Source organism: Lactiplantibacillus sp. B652 (assembly GCF_023806745.1).
Taxonomy (GTDB): Bacteria; Bacillota; Bacilli; order Lactobacillales; family Lactobacillaceae; genus Lactiplantibacillus; species Lactiplantibacillus pentosus.
Window position 1 is genome coordinate 50,600 of record NZ_JAMSKY010000008.1, and the last position, 16,827, is coordinate 67,426.

Here is a 16,827-nt window from a genome sequence, read left to right on the forward strand (position 1 = left end):
TAAATGTAATCGTTTTCAAGGACATTGTCAATGATTTTTAGTAAAATTTGCTTAATTGTTTTAGTAATCACCCGCTAGCGTCAATTTTAATGCTCAGCCAATACCAACTAAATCCCGTGAAATATTGGAATTTTTATCATTCGCTCAACTAAATTTCGATAAGTGGCAACTAAATTTACCAAATCGGCATTAACATCTCACTGCTAGACACGCATTACAACTTTAAACAACGTTTACTAGTAGCCAAACTGGCCCCGTACGCGCAAAAAAAGCGCCCCCGACGATTGAGGGCGCTCGTGATTTCACACAAGGAGTTAATTCTAGTTCAAACGTTCGTATTGGTAACGAATCGTATGGGTCACTGGTTGACCAGGACGTAAGACGATGTCGTCAAAATCAGGATGATTGATGGCGTCTGGCAAGGTCTGCGCTTCAGTTGCTAACGCGTTGTATTCATGCGCGTCTTGCTTGTCTGGATCGAATGGGTTCGCCGTGAAAATAATCAGACTATTCCGGTCAGAGTAAAGTTTCACTTGGCGTTTACCCGCAGTATCACCGACGATTGCGATTGGTTCCGTGGCACTCGGCGTTACTTCATAAGCATCATCGAATTCGATGCCACCATTTTCAGCTTTCAATTGGGCTAACGCCTTTTCGACTGGTTGAATTTGGTTAAAGTCATAGGCCGTGCCCTTAACTGCCAACTTCTTGCCCGTTGGGACCTTTTCATCATCGAATTCGAGATGAGCAGCACTGGTAATTTGAAGTTGTTGTTGTGCTAAGCTCGTCCGGTCATCGGTCGTATTCCAATAAACGTGGTTCGTTGGGTTGAAGAGCGTTGCCGCATCAGTATCACCGGTGAAGGCAATCGAGACTTGGTCTTGATTATCTAAAGTAAACTTGATTTTAACGTCCATATTTCCCGGGTAATTATCGTCAGTTGACTTGATATGCTTGGATAATGTCACACTAACACTATCGTCGTCCTGACTAAACTCGCCGTCGAAATTCAAGGTATTAAAGCCATGGTTACCACCATGAAGCGAATGAGTCTGTTCATTCATATCGACATTATAATCTTGCCCGTCGATCTCGAACTTGGCGCCACCGATTCGACCAGCGACCCGGCCGATTGATTGGCAAAGGCAGAAGCCGACCCGTTGATAATCGGCCATACTGTCGAGGCCCCAGATCAAGGGATGTTCGACGCCATCTTCATTGACCACAAATTCTTGCCAAGTCCCGCCATAACTCAAGACTGAGATCCGCGTCTGCTTGTCATTAACTAATGTATAACGCATGACATCTTGGCCATCGAGTTGATCAAATACTGTTTTTTTAGTTTCCAAAACATGCCACCTCCGTGTTATTTAAACCGCTTTCATTTAGTAGTATACCAGACTTTTCATCTGATGAGTAAAAGTTTTACTTAAAAAGGCGTGAGCCGATAATTCGGCTCACGTCTCGCTTCTGATTATTTGGTACTTGCACGTTCAACTAGATTGGTCCCTAATTCCACGCGTTGCGTCGTTGTTCGCCCAGCTAAACGGCTCATCACCAGGCTCACGGCAGTCGCCCCCATGAGCTCGGTATCCACGTTCACCGCACTCAACTCAGGATAGACAAAGGTCGCTAACGACGTGTTATTAAAACTAAATAGCTTGACCCGTTCTGGGACCTGAATCCCGCTGGCTTGCAGGGCCTTCAGTGCACCGGCCGCCATCGGGTCATTAGCAACAAAGAACGCGCCTGGCAATTGGTCACCCAGACTTCGAATCGCCTTTTGCATCATCTTAAAGCCAGACTCACTAGTGTAGTCACCCTTAAAGACAAACTTGGGATCAAAAGCGTGGCGGCGCTCCATCGCGGCCCGAAAGCCGAGCATTCGCCGGTCGACGACGGTCTGCTGATGGTCGGTCGTCATTTCTGAACCGTGAATAAAGCCAATGTGATGAAAGTTGCGTTGCCAGAAATAATCAACAACTTTTTCCGTTGCTAGCCGAAAATCGGTTATGACACTGTCAAAGCCGGCGTCAAACTGGTCGTCATCAACGAAGACCAAGTTGTCGGTCACCGCAGCGAGATCATCAACCTGAGTCGGACTGAATTTTCCGACTGCAATCACGGCATCCACGTCCGGGCCCAGTTCCTGCAAATTATTTTGGAAAATCCGGGTGACTTCGAACTGATTATCCTGACCGCGCCGTTCAATTCCCATCCGCACTGACATATAATACAAATCGTCTTGTTCCTTAGATTCGGAATACCACTGAACGATCGCGAGTCGCTTGCGTGCGGTCGTGATGGTATGCCGCTTGTTTTTAGAATATTGTAACGCTTCTGCGGCATCGAGGATGCGCTTCCGCGTGGTCTCACTGACTGACAGTGATTGATCCTTATTCAACACCCGCGATACCGTTGCCAACGATACCCCGGCTTTATTCGCAATATCTTTTAGCGTTGCCGCCATGGATTGGCCCCCTTAAATTTAAACAGATACTGACACTATCTAAAGTCGCTATCGCATGCTTTATTTCGTAATTAATTGTCATTTTAAAGTGTTTTGTCGATTTTAGCACGTATTTGAGATAACTATCATGTAAAACTTTATCATTAAATATGAAAATTAGCGAACTTAAGCATTAATTTCTTTAGTAAAAGAACTTCACCATTGCAAAGCCAGCAAACTATGCTAAGATAATCTTAACTATTAGGTACAGAAAGGGCCGCATCTTCGGATGCGACCCTTTCTTTGTTTTTGCATTTCAATTAGCTGACATAGCGTTCCACTATTCGCTATATAACGTTACTTTCGTCCTGCTGACCAATCAATGGCCGGCTGTTCCGCCAAAATCTGATCAATCTTCGCTAATTCAGCTTCACTAAATGCTAATTGGTCCAAAGCCGCCACGTTGTCGACGACCTGCTGTGGCCGACTAGCGCCAATCAGCACACTAGCTAAGGCGGGCTCACGTAAATTCCACGCTAAAGCCATCTGTGCCAGGCTCTGTCCCCGTTGTTGTGCGACCTCATTGAGCCGTTTAACGGTCGTGAGGGTCTGTTCAACTTGGACGGGACTGAGGAATGGAATCGTGGCCTTATTCGCCCTGGAGTTCGCTGCAATGCCATGCAAGTATTTGTCTGTTAATAGTCCTTGCGATAGCGAGCTGAACCCAACCGCTGCTTTGTGTGTCTTCGTCAGTACCGGGAACAAGTCTTGTTCAGCTTGACGATTGAACATGTTATAGCGCGGTTGATGAATAATATACGGCGTTCCGAGTTGCTCAAATAATTTGGTCATCGCCGCTGTCTGTTCCCCATTATAGTTGGAAATCCCAACGTAGAGCGTCTTGCCCTGACGAACTAATTGGTCGAGGGCCGCTGCGGTCTCAGCCATCGGCGTTTCAGGATCAGGACGATGGCTGTAGAAAATATCGAAATAGTCGAGTCCCGTGCGTTGTAGGCTCTGGTCAGCACTAGCAATGATACTCTTGCGTGACCCCCAATTGCCGTATGGTCCAGGCCACATGACATAGCCCGCTTTACTGGCGATCACCATCTCATCACGGTACGGCCGCATGTCGGTCTTCATAATTTGACCAAAGTTGGTCTCCGCACTTCCAGGTTCCGGGCCATAGTTATTGGCCAAATCATAATAAGTAATCCCCAGATCAAAGGCTTGATGGATAATCGCCTTTTGATTGGCAATTGGATCAACACTGCCAAAATTATTCCATAATCCGAGCCCAATCGCTGATAGCTTAAGGCCACTTCGCCCCACTCGATTGTATTGCATCTGATCATAACGCGTCTGACTTGCCTGATACATTTTTAAACACCCCTTCATCAACACTCCTAGCTAAAGTTACCGCTTTCATTAGTAAAAAGCAACCGTCTTTTTTACTAGTGCCGTTGACGTTCACAAGGCAACATTTCTGCTCACTTTTGAACCGTCTCGCTTGATAAAATTAATATATGAACTAAAATATATTATAGTGATATAATATTAAAGGAGACTCATTATGGACCCTAAATTTCTTGAAGTAATCAAAGACACCACCCCCGCAACCATCGTTACCGTCAACGGTCAGCCAGCCCACGTCGTTAATACGTGGAGCCATTACATGCAACTAGTCGACGACCATACCCTATTGATCCCATCAGCTGGTATGCACTCAATTGAAGCCGACTTCGCGAAGGATAACCACCTGACCATCGCCGTTGGTAGTTATAAGGTGCCAGGCACGACTGGGACTGGCTGTGGTTTCCATATTCATGGAACCGGTAAGTTTGAGACTAGCGGCGCTTACTTCGATCAGATGCACGCTAAGTTCGACTGGATTCGGGCTACTTTGGTTGTGACGATTGAGGATGTGGAACAGAAGATTTAATTATCAGGCATAAAAGACCAGGCACACTACAGAGTATGCCTGGTCTTTTATGTGGCTAAATTATTATTAGTAGCTTATTTAGACGCTAGCATGCGCTTGCGCACCTTCAACAGAACAGTCTTTATCTTGCTGTTTGTGGGCGCGGCCGACGCGTGAACCAAACCGACTTACAAATAATAGGACGGCAATCACTAGACTTGCGATAATACCTACGACGAATGAAGTGTTCCCAGCACTAATATGCAATCCTGCTAGAATCATCGGTGCAGTAACACCGGCAATCGAAGTCATTAAGGTATTCATTGCGATAACGATTGGGAACTGTTTCTTATTAGCCAAAATGGATAATTCGTATGGAATCGTAGCATTAACCATCACAATTCCGGCTCCTGAGAACATATTTCCAATGATGTGCGTGATAACATTATTAAAGAAAACGACGAATACAAATGATAATGCCAAGGAAATGAAGCCCCATGCCATAGTTTCGTTACGTGTCATCTTACGAATATATTTCAACCCGAAAGCAGTAAGAATTCCGCCTAAATTTCCGATGGCGGTAACTAGTGCCGTATAAGCGGTTCCTTGCCCTTTAGCAGCTAACACGATTGATTGATTAGACATAAAGGTCATCATAATGAGGGACATGACAAAACTAACGGCTAAGATAATATATACGTACTTATTCAATCCTTTGACAACTCGTAAAAAGCCACCTTTGGATTTGTTGCCTTGTTCATGATTGACTGTAAGTTTAGCCCCTTTAGGCAACATCGCAAATACTAGAATGAAGATAACGATTGCAACCGCATAAATCCAGAATAAGTTACGCCAGTTACTGCCACCTAAAATTCCACCAATCGCAGTTGAAGCCATCATACCGATATTATTGAAGCCCATTGACCACCCCATTACAGTGGCACGTTCTTCACCTTCAAAGTACTCTTGTAAAAGTACTGGTACAACGTTACTGATTAGTCCTAATCCGAATCCAAATGCGACCATGCAGGCTAAAATCATATTCAAACTACTGTTATAAAATGCCGGTAACAAGCCTGCAATTGCAACAAATGCAACCGCAACTAACCCAATATTTTTACGTGTCAATTGGTAAGTTAACCATGTGAACAGTAATGTTGCAACCAATTGTCCAAGTTGTGGAATCGAACTCAACATCTGAACTTTAGAAATTGGTTCAGTTGGAAACGATTTACTGATGGCAGCAATAGCAGCCCCAACGACTGAGCCAGACATCAACAATAAATTCATACTCAATATGCTAAACGCCAATGCAACTTTTTTCTTAGTCATTAATAAAGCACCCTTCCCTATAACGTCTTATTTTTCAATAATGTTTGCGCTTTCATTTACAGTTATAAGTATATGGTGTCCTTCTCACGCACACCATATTCAAAAATCATGTTTCTTATGTTCATTTCCCAGTACTAACCATGACGTGCCGTTTTTAATTTTGCAGTCAGTTCGACTTGTGATCCAACTCGACGAACAATCACTAAAGCACGCCCATTAAACAATCTGACTTGATTTAATACTGGTGTTTCAATATTTGCAGGATTGCCGTTTCCAGTACCAATAATCGTTCCGTCTTGAATGCTCAAATCTACTGGATCATTTGAATCGATTGCCAAATAACCGTTCTGATCGACAGCACTAATTTCATACAGCGTATCCTGTACACCACGGTAAACACTCGAAACATTAACCTTTTTCGCAATATCACTCGTATGCCGACAATCACTAGCAACAACTTCTCCGCCATTATCTGCACAGACTTTTAACTCACCATCAGCATATGGAACACGCCAGTTAACTTCACAGTCATCGAGCGCTTTTCGACCATAGCTAATGCCATTAACAAATAGTTCGGCATACTGGGCATTGCTAAACGCCCGCACCGCAACTTTCCCATCTGAGTCCAACTCTAAAGCATCACGTTTCCAAGCTGGCATCACATGAATCATGTCATCACTAGTCCAATGTGCTTGATAATAATAGTAATAATCCTTCGGGAAACCACAATTATCACAAATCCCAAATTGTGAGCCAATTCCAGGCCATTCAAATGGGGATGGTTCACCATAATAGTCAAATGCCGTCCACAAGAACACACCACCCATATATGAATGTTGACGGAAATAATCCATGACAGTTTCTGGATGTGCAGTTCCACCTACTCCGGGATCGCCAGCTTTCCGTTTACCAGGTAAGACCATCGAATACATCGAGCCAAAATTATTACACTGACACTTTTCAGCATCATCTTTGTACACGCCCCGTGTTGAAAAGTATGACGCATTTTCAGTACTCATCATTGGGAGGTGCGGATGGTTTTGCTTGATCAGTTCTGCGCCCGCACCCATGACACCGGCTTCAGGATAATTAACACCCAAGACATCAAAATTCTTTAAATAATCCTCGTCCACGGTACCTTCAGGATTCAACAGTTCTGCGGACATGACTAGGTGTTCATAATCACATTTTTTAATAGTCTGAACCAGTTTTTTGGCAACTCGTTCACCCAGAGCTGTGTTACCAATCAACTCTTCGTTTGCAACTGACCAGAAGCCGATAGAGGCATGCATGCGACTTGCCATGACCATCTTTTCCAAATCGTTCACGCGCCACGGAGTACTTTCCAGTAGTCGATTTTCATTAATAACCAGCATTCCTAAACGGTCACATGCTGTCAATAGCTCTTCGGAGGCAAAGTGATGTGCACTCCGCCATGCATTGACACCCATCCGTTTCATTTGTGACACCTTATAGCTGACAATATCTTGATCTAGTGCAACACCCACACCACCAAAATCTTGATGTTCACAAATGCCATGCAGTTCATATCGATTGCCATTCAAATAAAAACCATTCTCGTTATACTTGAAGGTATGGACGCCAAACTCCTTCTGCACCAAATCATCAGTAATCTTAAAACGAGCTGTGTATAAATTAGGTGTCTCAGGCGTCCACAGCATCGGATTTTTCAATGAGTAGTTTGCACGATATAAATGTTGTTCGTGAGCCGGAATAGTCACTTTTTCAAGACTGATCTTTTCTTCATTGATTTCGACAGTAGGCTGAACGACTTGTGGGTTATCGGTGTGATTTTCAACAGAACACTCAATACCTAGATCAGCGCTGCTTTCAGCTAGAGACTTAGTATAGACATAGAGGCTCTTCTCATTTAAGGACACATAAGGGACCTGCTCTAGCCAAACTGACCTGTATATACCTGCACCTTCATACCACCAACCTTCAGGACCAGTCGTTGTGTCCGCCCGCACTAGCAATACATTCGGCCCTTCGTCACCATAATTGGCCATTTCAGTGATATCCAGATCAATGGCTGTGTACCCGCTATTATTATGTGCGAGATAAGCACCATTTAACCAAATGTCTGCCATACGCATTACACCGTCAAAATGTAAAATTAATCGGTGACTTTTAAATAATTCTGTAGGTAACTCAAAGACGCGACGATAATATCCGACACCATCCGCCTTAGAACCACTCATTAAATTGGCTGGATTATTAACAAAGGGTTGCGCAACTTTCCAATCATGAGGCAATGTAACAGTCTGCCAAGAGCTATCCAGATGACTAGTTAAATCCGTTCCAGCTAGATTTCTTAGCCCCATCTCCACATTTCCTTGAGCAATTAACTTTAGGAAATGGACGCCACCAGCACTTGGCAGGATGCGATGCTCACTTTCTGCAGGTAACGCTGCAGTTAGTCCACCAAGTGCATGGGCCTTCTTAGCAGTCTTAAAAGGGACCTTCAGCTCCCCTGCATGAAATTGCCAATCATCATTTAAATATTTTTTCACACGCATATTTTTTCAACTCCTCTGAATATGGTTCTAGTTTAGACGCATTTTTCCTATGCTATAATGACGATAATCGACCAAAAAAATCATTTCCTGCAATTTACCAACTTAGTCAAGAGGTGTATCACAACAATGCCACATAATTATTTTGAACAGATCACATCTAGTAATAAGCGGGCAATCATTGCAACCCAGATGCCGTTAGCACTCTTTTATAAACAGCGATTAAACAATAAGGTTCTCTACACAATGGTCCAATCTGGACAGGTCAAATCTTTTGAAGCAGCTGATTATTCGCAACCTCATCAGGACGAAGACTTTGAGTTAATGTATGTACTTAAAGGACAATTAACCAACTTCATTGAAGGCCAAGAATTCTATTTCAAAGCAGGCGATGGTTGTCTTCTTCCTCCTCAGATTACGCATGCGGAGTCATTAGATATCGGATGTACCGTTATTTTTATTAACCTATCACAACCGCTATTGAGGACCCTGCTGGACGCAATCACCAGTACTGGCACCATCTTCAGTTTTTTAAATCAAAATCTAAAATCAAATAACCAGTGGAAGCGTAACTATCTAGAAATCACTCGAACCATACCAGTGCCCTATGAAACTTTTCAAATTATCATGGATTCATTACAACAGGAAGTCGCAACTAAGAAAATTGGCGCGACTTACTTTCAGCATGGGTTGGTCTTACGGTTGTTAAGCGCTCTTGAAGATACGGCCCGATTTAATATCAAAAACGTGGACTTAGATGCTTCAAAGGAGGACTATCTCGTCCACCGCGTCATCCACTTTATTGACGAACGTTTAGGTCAAGCCTCTAGAGCCGATATTCAAGAACACCTGCATTACAACGCAGAATATCTAAACCGATTGCTCAAGAAACAGACTGGTCAGACCCTCACCGAATACGCCCAATTAGTCCGTCTCCAAAAAGCAAAACAACTCTTAGTTGCCACCAACTTAAAAATAAATGCGATAGCCGAACAACTTGGCTTTAACAGTGAGACTTATTTTTATCATTATTTTAAAAAAAGCACGAACCTATCCCCCAATCAATATCGTCACCGTTTCAAATAAAATTATCATTGGACAAAAGAAAAGCAGTTCAAAAAATTGAACTGCTTTTCTTTTTATTTTAGTTGATGCTGGGCTCGGTACTCAGAAGGAGACACACCTAGGTGCTTCCGAAAGACTTTATAAAAATATGACGGATTTTCATAGCCAACTTTAATCGCGATTTGATCAACGGGTGCCGAAGTATACGTCAAATATTCTGCAGCAACATTAATTCGTTGCAAATGGACCAGTTTGATAAACGTTAATCCAGTCTTACCCTTTAAAAAAGCTGACAAATAATTAGGATTGAATCCAAAATAGTCTGCCATGGCTGCTAACGTAATCGTTGAATAGTGCTTTTCAATATATAGCAATAAAGACAATAAGTTGGTCCCCATATTCACCTGCTTTTTAACCCTGAAATCAGTCTCTGAAGCCACACGAATGAGCCGCAAAAACAAAGTTAAAATTTCTAGCCGAATAATCTGATTACTCTGACCATCCGCAGCATAAAATTCCTGGATGATATCATATAGCACCCCTACGATTTTGGCATTATGCTTTGTTCCAAATATACTATAATTGCCTTCACTACGATCTTCATTGGAAAGTATCGATAAGAGTAATGTTGATATGTTCGTCGTGTTATTGACTGGACGTAAAAATTCAAAATCGTTTAACGAGAAAGCCGATCGCTTCAAAGCGATATTGACGACAATTGAGCCATCATCAATTGGTTGTACCTGGTGTACCGTTCTTGCCCCCATAACAATCACATCGTCTTGAGCAACCCGAAAGTTGCCATGCTTGGTTGCAACAACACAGTCTCCTAACAGTGGAACCATCAATTCAACATAATTGTGAATGTGAAACGGAATGTATGAATTTACAGGCTGTACTGAAATCGCAATAGATTGCAAATTAATTTCCAAGGAATCATCCAAAGTACTAAAAAATTCATACACTGGCTTATCACCAACATTATCGACTGGATGAACATGCATTCCAGCTGCAATTTTCTTCCAATCACGTGGTCGATTATTCCGTCGTAATAATTCTAAAACTTCGGTATTCATTCGATCATTTCCCTTCAAAAGTTGCTATTTCACACGTTATTCACCAATAAGTTGATTCACGTTATTGTAATCGATTTCATAATACTCTAATGTATATTTGTTGATAAGGCCTGCAGACACACATCTATGAAATGAACACACTTAATCTGACTTTTAGCAATAGTTTCACTTTTACACTTAAGCTAGAATGTAAGCGCAAACACAAATTGGAGGCTTATATCTTATGCTAGATTTAACGCAAAAACCATATTATTTAAACCAAGATCAAATTGACTATGTTCAAAACAAAGTTTCACAAATGACTCTGGATGAAAAGATTGGCCAACTATTCTTCGTTATCGGACAAGATAAAGATACCGTTGATTTGCCCGCATTCATCCGGAAATACCAGCCAGGCGGGATGATGTATCGACCCGATTCTGCAGAGAAAATTAAGGATGAAGTTAAACACATTCAGTCAGCTACCAAAATTCCATTGTTCTTTGCAGCAAATTTGGAATCTGGCGGTAATGGCATTGTTACAGAAGGAACTTGGTTTGGGATGCCCCTCCAGATGGCAGCCACAGACGATACCACTAGTGCGTTTAAACTAGGCGAAGTCGCCGGTAATGAAGCACGTCAAGTTGGTGTCAACATGTCTTTTGCACCAATTGTAGACATCGATAACAACTTTCGCAACCCAATTATGAATACCCGTACATTTGGGAGCAATCAATCAAAAGTCATTCAAATGTCCTCAGCTCAGACGAAGGGATTACAGAAAAGTGACATTATCCCTGTTATCAAACATTTTCCAGGAGACGGGGTCGATGAACGTGATCAACACCTTTTAAGTTCCATTAATTCACTATCCGCCGACGACTGGATGACTTCCTATGGGCAGATCTATCACCATTTTATCGAAGCTGGTATTCCAAGTATTATGATTGCACATATTATGCAACCTGCTTGGGAACGCCGTTTACAACCAGGAATTGAAGATAAAGACTTACGGCCTGCATCTAGTTCCAAGCTATTAATCGATGGTTTACTACGCGATCAATTAAACTTTAACGGGCTTACCATTACGGATGCCACACCAATGTTAGGCTATAATACAACACTGCCCCGGTCTGAGGTCCTACCTGCAACCATTAATGCTGGCATTGATATGATTCTCTTTAATAAGAATATCGATGAGGATTATGCTTATATCAAGGAAGCTATTCAGAATCACACCTTACCAATGTCACGTGTGGATACAGCCGTGACGCGCATTCTCGGCACAAAACTATCACAGGGCGTTATGGACATTGAAGAAACTTCTTTGAAAACACCGGCCAGCCAATTGAATCTTAATAAAGCGGAACACTTACGCTGGGCAGATGAAGTTGCCAAAAAGTCAGTCACGCTAGTCAAAGACCGCGACCGTTTATTACCCGTAACTCCTGCAAAATACCCACGGATTCGTCTCGTTGTATTAGGTGATTCTGACGACGGTGGCTTTAAAGAAGGCGGGCATGTTGCGAACGCATTTCAGAAGGGCTTGGAAGACCAAGGGTTTGAAGTCTCGTTATTTGATCAAAACAAATTAGATTTTCACGAAGTATTTGAAGAAGGCGTCAGCGACCTACAGAAAAAGTTTGATTTGGCACTCTATATTGCAAACGTCGAAACTGCCAGCAACCAAACGACGACCCGGTTGAATTGGGTCCATTTAATGGCTGCCGATGCTCCTTGGTATTTGCAAAGTATTCCAACAGTCTTCATCTCTACGGCCAATCCATACCACTTGTTTGATTTGCCACGAGTCTCGACATTTATCAATGCTTATACGGGAAATCAATCAAATATTGATGCGGTATTACGCAAAATCAGTGGTCAAGAACCATTCGTCGGCAAAAGCCCTGTTGACCCATTCTGCGGAGATTTAACGGCTAAACTATAATATAGTAGGAGAATTTTCATCATGAATATTTCACAGATTTTAATTAATCATATGCATGAACCACTGGGATTTGATCTAACTAATTTGCGAATTGAATTCAAGGTTGATGCGCCACATTACACTAAAGTGAAGAAACAACTTATTATTTGGAAATCGAATTCAGAGCAACCTTGTTATCAAACTGAATTAACCGATTACGATAATAACTTTTTCGACGTTGCAATGGATTTAGAATCTCGAACAGAATATTCTGTCCGCATCATCCTTCAAAATAGCGAGCAACAAATTTCCGCAGATAGCCACTTTGAGACTGGTAAAATGGCTGAAAAATACACAGCAGATTGGATTGGAAATTCCAATAAATCGGTTCAAAACACACTATTCAAAAAATCGTTTAAGACGACACAACCAATCGTAAAAGCGAGATTATATGCTACTGGATTGGGATTGTATGAAGCGTATTTAGATCATCAAAAGATTGGTGATGAGTATTTAGCACCAGGCGTGACTGCCTATAACAAATGGGTTCAAGTCCAAACCTATGATGTCACAAAAGCTTTACAGTCACCAGCAACGCATGAACTATGCTTTAGTACCGGTGATGGCTGGTATAAAGGAACCTATGGCTTTGATGGTGGTAAGGATTGTATTTACGGTGACCAGCAGCGCATCCTCGCCGAACTTCATCTGACCTATGCAGACGGCAGTACAACTGTTTTGAATACCGATTCGAGCTGGGAAACCACAACTGGGAAAATCACCAAATCAGCGATCTATTATGGCGAAGATATTGACGACACACTCACTATTACTGATTGGCAGCCAGTGGTCATCCTCTCAGAGTCTAAAACGACGCTTCAAGATCGTTTAAGTCTGCCAATCAAGATTCACGAGAATCTGGCAGTTCAACAAATACTGACAACACCTGCAAAAGAGACCGTACTCGATTTTGGTCAAAACCATGCAGGTTGGCTAACTTTTTATAATCGAGAGCCCAAGGGGACTGTATTAACTTTTCAATTTGGTGAAATCTTGCAACAAGAAAACTTTTACCGTGAGAACCTTAGAGCTGCCCGGGCCAGCTTCACATATGTATCAGATGGAAAAGAAGGTTGGGTTCGGCCTCATTTCACCTATTTTGGTTTCCGTTACGTTAAAGTTACAGGTAATACGAAGCCACTTGATTCACAGGACTACAAATCACCAGTTCTGTATTCCGACATGGCGACTACGGGCTCAATTCACACTGATAACAAAGATGTCAACCGTCTCTTTAAGAACATTGTTTGGGGACAGAAAAGCAACTTCCTGGACGTTCCAACCGACTGTCCTCAGCGTGACGAACGTCTAGGTTGGACAGGTGATGCTAATATCTTCTCCAATACTGCAGCATACAACATGAACGTCTTTCAGTTCTTCAAAAAGTATGCACGTGACATGGCAGTAGAACAAAGTCAGCATGATGGCATGCTGACAATGTATGCGCCTGCTATGGGTGTTGATGATGGCGGTGCAGCTGTCTGGGGCGATGCAGCCACCATTATCCCATGGAACATGTATCAAGATTACGGTGATACCGCGGTATTAAAGCAAAACTATACCGCTATGAAATCCTGGGTCAATTGGATAACTGCAAATACAAAAACCCCTAATTTATGGACTGGCATGTTTCAATTTGGTGATTGGATTGCCTTGGATGGTGAAAACCCTGCGCTTCCAACGGGTAAAACCGACGAAGATTTCATCGCATCCGTTTATTACTATTACTCCAGTTTAATTGTCGCAAAAACTGCAGCTATGCTTAATCATTCCCAAGATGCTGATGAATTCTCCAGTCTAGCGACGAATATTAAGTCAGCTATTCAACGAGAATATATTACACCGACTGGGCGTTTGGCAATCGATACTCAAACTGCCTATGCACTTGCGCTTCAATTTGAATTGGTTCCTAAATCACAAGTAAAACGTGTCCTTAATGATCTTACCAATCGACTTGGAAAGGATAACGATCACTTAAAAACTGGTTTTGTCGGGACGCCATTCATTTGCCAAGTATTATCCAAATATGGACAGCACAAAGTCGCAACCAAGATTTTCTTGCAAACCGATTTTCCAAGCTGGCTATATGCTGTCAAAATGGATGCAACCACTGTTTGGGAGCGTTGGAATTCCGTAGAACCCGACGGTAGTATGAACAAAGATGGCATGAACTCTCTGAACCATTACAGCATTGGTGCCATTATGGAATGGGCTTACAAATACTTAGTTGGTATTAGTGAACATGACGCTGGCTATCAATCAATCACCTTTGTGCCTCATTTCGACTATCGACTGAAACAAATCAGTGGACACTACGATACGCCCTATGGTCCATTCAAGATGAGTTCACGTATCGAAACGGACACTAATCATACGATTAAAGTTAGCCTGACCGTTCCTTTTGGTACTACCGTTACTGTTAAGCTACCAAGAGCTGAAGGTCGTCAAATCCACGTGAATGATCAGATATTGACCGGCAACAGTTTCAAACTCATCGGCGGTCAGTATGAAATCTACTATCAACCAACTAATAACTACATCGAGCACTACTCTGAGGATACAGCCGCTGCGACGATTATGGCTGATCAGCAATTGGTACAACAAATTGATCGTATTGATTCGGTATTAGATTTCTTTAAGAATGATCCTGATGCCGTTCAAGGTGGTCTTGGTAAGATGTCGTTAACTAAGCTAAACACATTATTACCTTTTATCAACATTGATACAGATCATCTCGTCAAAATCAATGATTTGCTGACATCGACACCATTATCAAGTGAGCGTCAGTTTATGAAGGAGCGATAATCTAATGGTCTTAAAATATCAAAACCCAATCTTACGGGGAATGTATCCTGACCCTAGTATCACGCGAGTTGGTTCTACTTACTATATGGTTAACAGTACTTTTGAATACTATCCGGGAATTGCACTATCCAAAAGTAACGATTTGCTGAATTGGACGAAACTCCCCGGAATCGTATCTTCTCCTAATCAAGCGGATCTACGACAGTCGAAGTCTAATGAGGGTATATTTGCAGTATGTTTGCGATATTACGAACACCATTTTTATGTGATTACCACTAATTTTGCCGAATTTAAGACTTTCCTGATTCGTGGTCGTTTAAGTGATGACGGCGAAAACGTCGAATGGGAAACACAGCGGACAGAAATCGATGTCCCTGGGATTGATCCGGATATCTACTTTGAAGATCAACACGCTTATGTCCAGTTCACCGGATATGTTGATAAACAAGGGACAAAGGCAATCCGTCAAGTCGAGATAGATTTAACGACAGGCAAGATTATTCATGAGCCTGTGATTCTAACCTATGGTACTGGTGGTCGAGATGTTGAAGGCCCTCATATTCTCAAAAAGTCAGGTTGGTATTACTTATTGGCAGCAGAAGGCGGTACCGGTGAAGGTCACATGATTACCATTTTCAGGAGTAAATCCATTTGGGGGCCATACGCTGATGACAGCGCGATCAATCCGCTGTTTACCAATCGTGATCGAGCGAGTGAACCCCTTCAAAATATCGGTCATGGCGACTTATTCCAAGATGTCAATCATAATTGGTGGCTTGTTTGCTTGGGGACCCGTCCCGCACAGGTTGGGTTCACAGCGATTACAAACATCGGGCGAGAAACTTTACTCTACCCTGTTACTTGGGAAAAGGACTGGCCAACTGTGAATAATAGGATTCCTACAGTAAATGTTGACTTATCCCAATTTCCAAAGCATGCGGCATCATTGCCACACGCTCAGCAACAGAATCGCTTCGTAGATCAGTTCACCACGTCTGATTTAAATCCCGAGTGGCTGAGCTTACGAGATCAAGTGCCAGGGCTTAGCATTTACGACGGCCAACTTCACTTACCTGGTAACGAACATCAATTATCAGACCTCAGCACGCCAGCATTTATTGGTGTTCGACAAACGGAACATGATGAACGATTCACTGTCACACTTTCACCTGACAGTCATGTCAATCAAGGAAGTTTTGGAATCGCAACTATCATAGATGCAGATCATTTTGCTGCACTTTTGATCAGACAAAGCTCAGAAGGTAGCTACATCGTTTACCGCTGTCAGCAAGTAGGTGATCTAAAAGTCAACCGGGAATTAGGTACTTTACCAGAATACCCGGCAGCACTCAGCATCTTAAATCGTTCAGATAAGAAAACATTTGTCGCAACGATGAGTGACGAGAAGCAAGTCTCCTTCTCAACAGATAGTCTCTTGCTATCAAATCAAGCAATCGCAGCACTGAATACCGGTGATATTCAAGGTATATTCGCTTATAAGAACGCACAGTTCGTCATTTCTCAAGCTGTACGTGAGGCTTTACCGAAGCATGAGTGACCTCTTAGTACATCTTGAGCATTCTCAAGCGCAGTATTGTGAATATTGATGAAATCATTTTCTGATATAGGCTCAGTACCGCTATCATTAAATGATATTTCGACAGGAATTGCGAAGC

Annotated in this window: 11 protein-coding genes; 5 read left to right on the forward strand and 6 right to left on the reverse strand. The window is 42.5% G+C overall.

The features are described 5' to 3' along the window. Window positions 1–320: 320 nt before the first annotated feature. From MZO40_RS10595 to MZO40_RS10605, 3 genes are all read right to left on the reverse strand, one after another. Complete coding sequence (locus MZO40_RS10595; RefSeq protein WP_165861048.1) at window positions 321–1,349, reverse strand: aldose epimerase family protein; 1,029 nt, start codon at window positions 1,347–1,349, stop codon at window positions 321–323. Between the two features lie 125 nt (window positions 1,350–1,474). Continuing rightward, entirely contained in the window at window positions 1,475–2,470 is a 996-nt protein-coding gene (locus MZO40_RS10600) for a LacI family DNA-binding transcriptional regulator (RefSeq protein ID WP_050338230.1), read from the reverse strand. Between the two features lie 336 nt (window positions 2,471–2,806). Continuing rightward, window positions 2,807–3,829, reverse strand: coding sequence for an aldo/keto reductase (locus MZO40_RS10605; RefSeq protein ID WP_105961386.1), 1,023 nt, complete (start codon window positions 3,827–3,829; stop codon window positions 2,807–2,809). Window positions 3,830–4,022: 193 nt separating this feature from the next. Here MZO40_RS10605 and MZO40_RS10610 point away from each other — a divergent pair, with 193 nt between their 5' ends. Further along, a complete protein-coding gene (locus tag MZO40_RS10610) occupies window positions 4,023–4,391 on the forward strand; it encodes a pyridoxamine 5'-phosphate oxidase family protein (protein ID WP_021338078.1) in 369 nt (122 codons plus the stop codon). A 78-nt stretch (window positions 4,392–4,469) separates the two neighbouring features. Here MZO40_RS10610 and MZO40_RS10615 read toward each other — a convergent pair whose 3' ends face one another. Together MZO40_RS10615 and MZO40_RS10620 are read right to left on the reverse strand one after the other, a co-directional pair. Further along, window positions 4,470–5,702, reverse strand: coding sequence for an MFS transporter (locus tag MZO40_RS10615; RefSeq protein WP_252133269.1), 1,233 nt, complete (start codon window positions 5,700–5,702; stop codon window positions 4,470–4,472). A gap of 134 nt (window positions 5,703–5,836) precedes the next feature. Beyond that, the gene (locus MZO40_RS10620; RefSeq protein WP_105961385.1) at window positions 5,837–8,242 is read right to left on the reverse strand and encodes a glycoside hydrolase family 2 TIM barrel-domain containing protein; all 2,406 of its coding nucleotides are present in this window, start codon (window positions 8,240–8,242) and stop codon (window positions 5,837–5,839) included. Window positions 8,243–8,368: 126 nt separating this feature from the next. On the opposite strand from MZO40_RS10620, the gene MZO40_RS10625 reads away from it, so the two are divergent. Beyond that, window positions 8,369–9,325 carry an AraC family transcriptional regulator gene (locus MZO40_RS10625; protein WP_050338225.1) on the forward strand — a complete coding sequence of 319 codons (957 nt, stop codon included), beginning with the start codon at window positions 8,369–8,371 and terminating at the stop codon, window positions 9,323–9,325. Between the two features lie 53 nt (window positions 9,326–9,378). Here MZO40_RS10625 and MZO40_RS10630 read toward each other — a convergent pair whose 3' ends face one another. After that, window positions 9,379–10,380, reverse strand: coding sequence for a helix-turn-helix domain-containing protein (locus tag MZO40_RS10630; protein ID WP_050338224.1), 1,002 nt, complete (start codon window positions 10,378–10,380; stop codon window positions 9,379–9,381). Between the two features lie 223 nt (window positions 10,381–10,603). On the opposite strand from MZO40_RS10630, the gene MZO40_RS10635 reads away from it, so the two are divergent. The 3 genes from MZO40_RS10635 to MZO40_RS10645 are packed head-to-tail and all read left to right on the forward strand — an operon-like array spanning window position 10,604 to window position 16,709. Next, a complete protein-coding gene (locus MZO40_RS10635) occupies window positions 10,604–12,307 on the forward strand; it encodes a glycoside hydrolase family 3 protein (protein ID WP_050338223.1) in 1,704 nt (567 codons plus the stop codon). 21 nt (window positions 12,308–12,328) lie between these two features. Then, a complete protein-coding gene (locus MZO40_RS10640) occupies window positions 12,329–15,151 on the forward strand; it encodes an alpha-L-rhamnosidase (RefSeq protein WP_122217940.1) in 2,823 nt (940 codons plus the stop codon). Window positions 15,152–15,155: 4 nt separating this feature from the next. Further along, on the forward strand, window positions 15,156–16,709 hold the full coding sequence (locus MZO40_RS10645) for a glycoside hydrolase family 43 protein (RefSeq protein ID WP_105960670.1): 1,554 nt from the start codon (window positions 15,156–15,158) through the stop codon (window positions 16,707–16,709). Window positions 16,710–16,827 lie beyond the last annotated feature (118 nt).

Coding starts and splice junctions, on each gene's coding strand:
- MZO40_RS10600 (WP_050338230.1), bottom strand. CDS start 2,470: ATGGCGGCAACGCTAAAAGATATTGCGAATAAAGCCGGGGTATCGTTG.
- MZO40_RS10605 (WP_105961386.1), bottom strand. CDS start 3,829: ATGTATCAGGCAAGTCAGACGCGTTATGATCAGATGCAATACAATCGA.
- MZO40_RS10610 (WP_021338078.1), top strand. CDS start 4,023: ATGGACCCTAAATTTCTTGAAGTAATCAAAGACACCACCCCCGCAACC.
- MZO40_RS10615 (WP_252133269.1), bottom strand. CDS start 5,702: ATGACTAAGAAAAAAGTTGCATTGGCGTTTAGCATATTGAGTATGAAT.
- MZO40_RS10620 (WP_105961385.1), bottom strand. CDS start 8,242: ATGCGTGTGAAAAAATATTTAAATGATGATTGGCAATTTCATGCAGGG.
- MZO40_RS10625 (WP_050338225.1), top strand. CDS start 8,369: ATGCCACATAATTATTTTGAACAGATCACATCTAGTAATAAGCGGGCA.
- MZO40_RS10630 (WP_050338224.1), bottom strand. CDS start 10,380: ATGAATACCGAAGTTTTAGAATTATTACGACGGAATAATCGACCACGT.
- MZO40_RS10635 (WP_050338223.1), top strand. CDS start 10,604: ATGCTAGATTTAACGCAAAAACCATATTATTTAAACCAAGATCAAATT.
- MZO40_RS10640 (WP_122217940.1), top strand. CDS start 12,329: ATGAATATTTCACAGATTTTAATTAATCATATGCATGAACCACTGGGA.
- MZO40_RS10645 (WP_105960670.1), top strand. CDS start 15,156: ATGGTCTTAAAATATCAAAACCCAATCTTACGGGGAATGTATCCTGAC.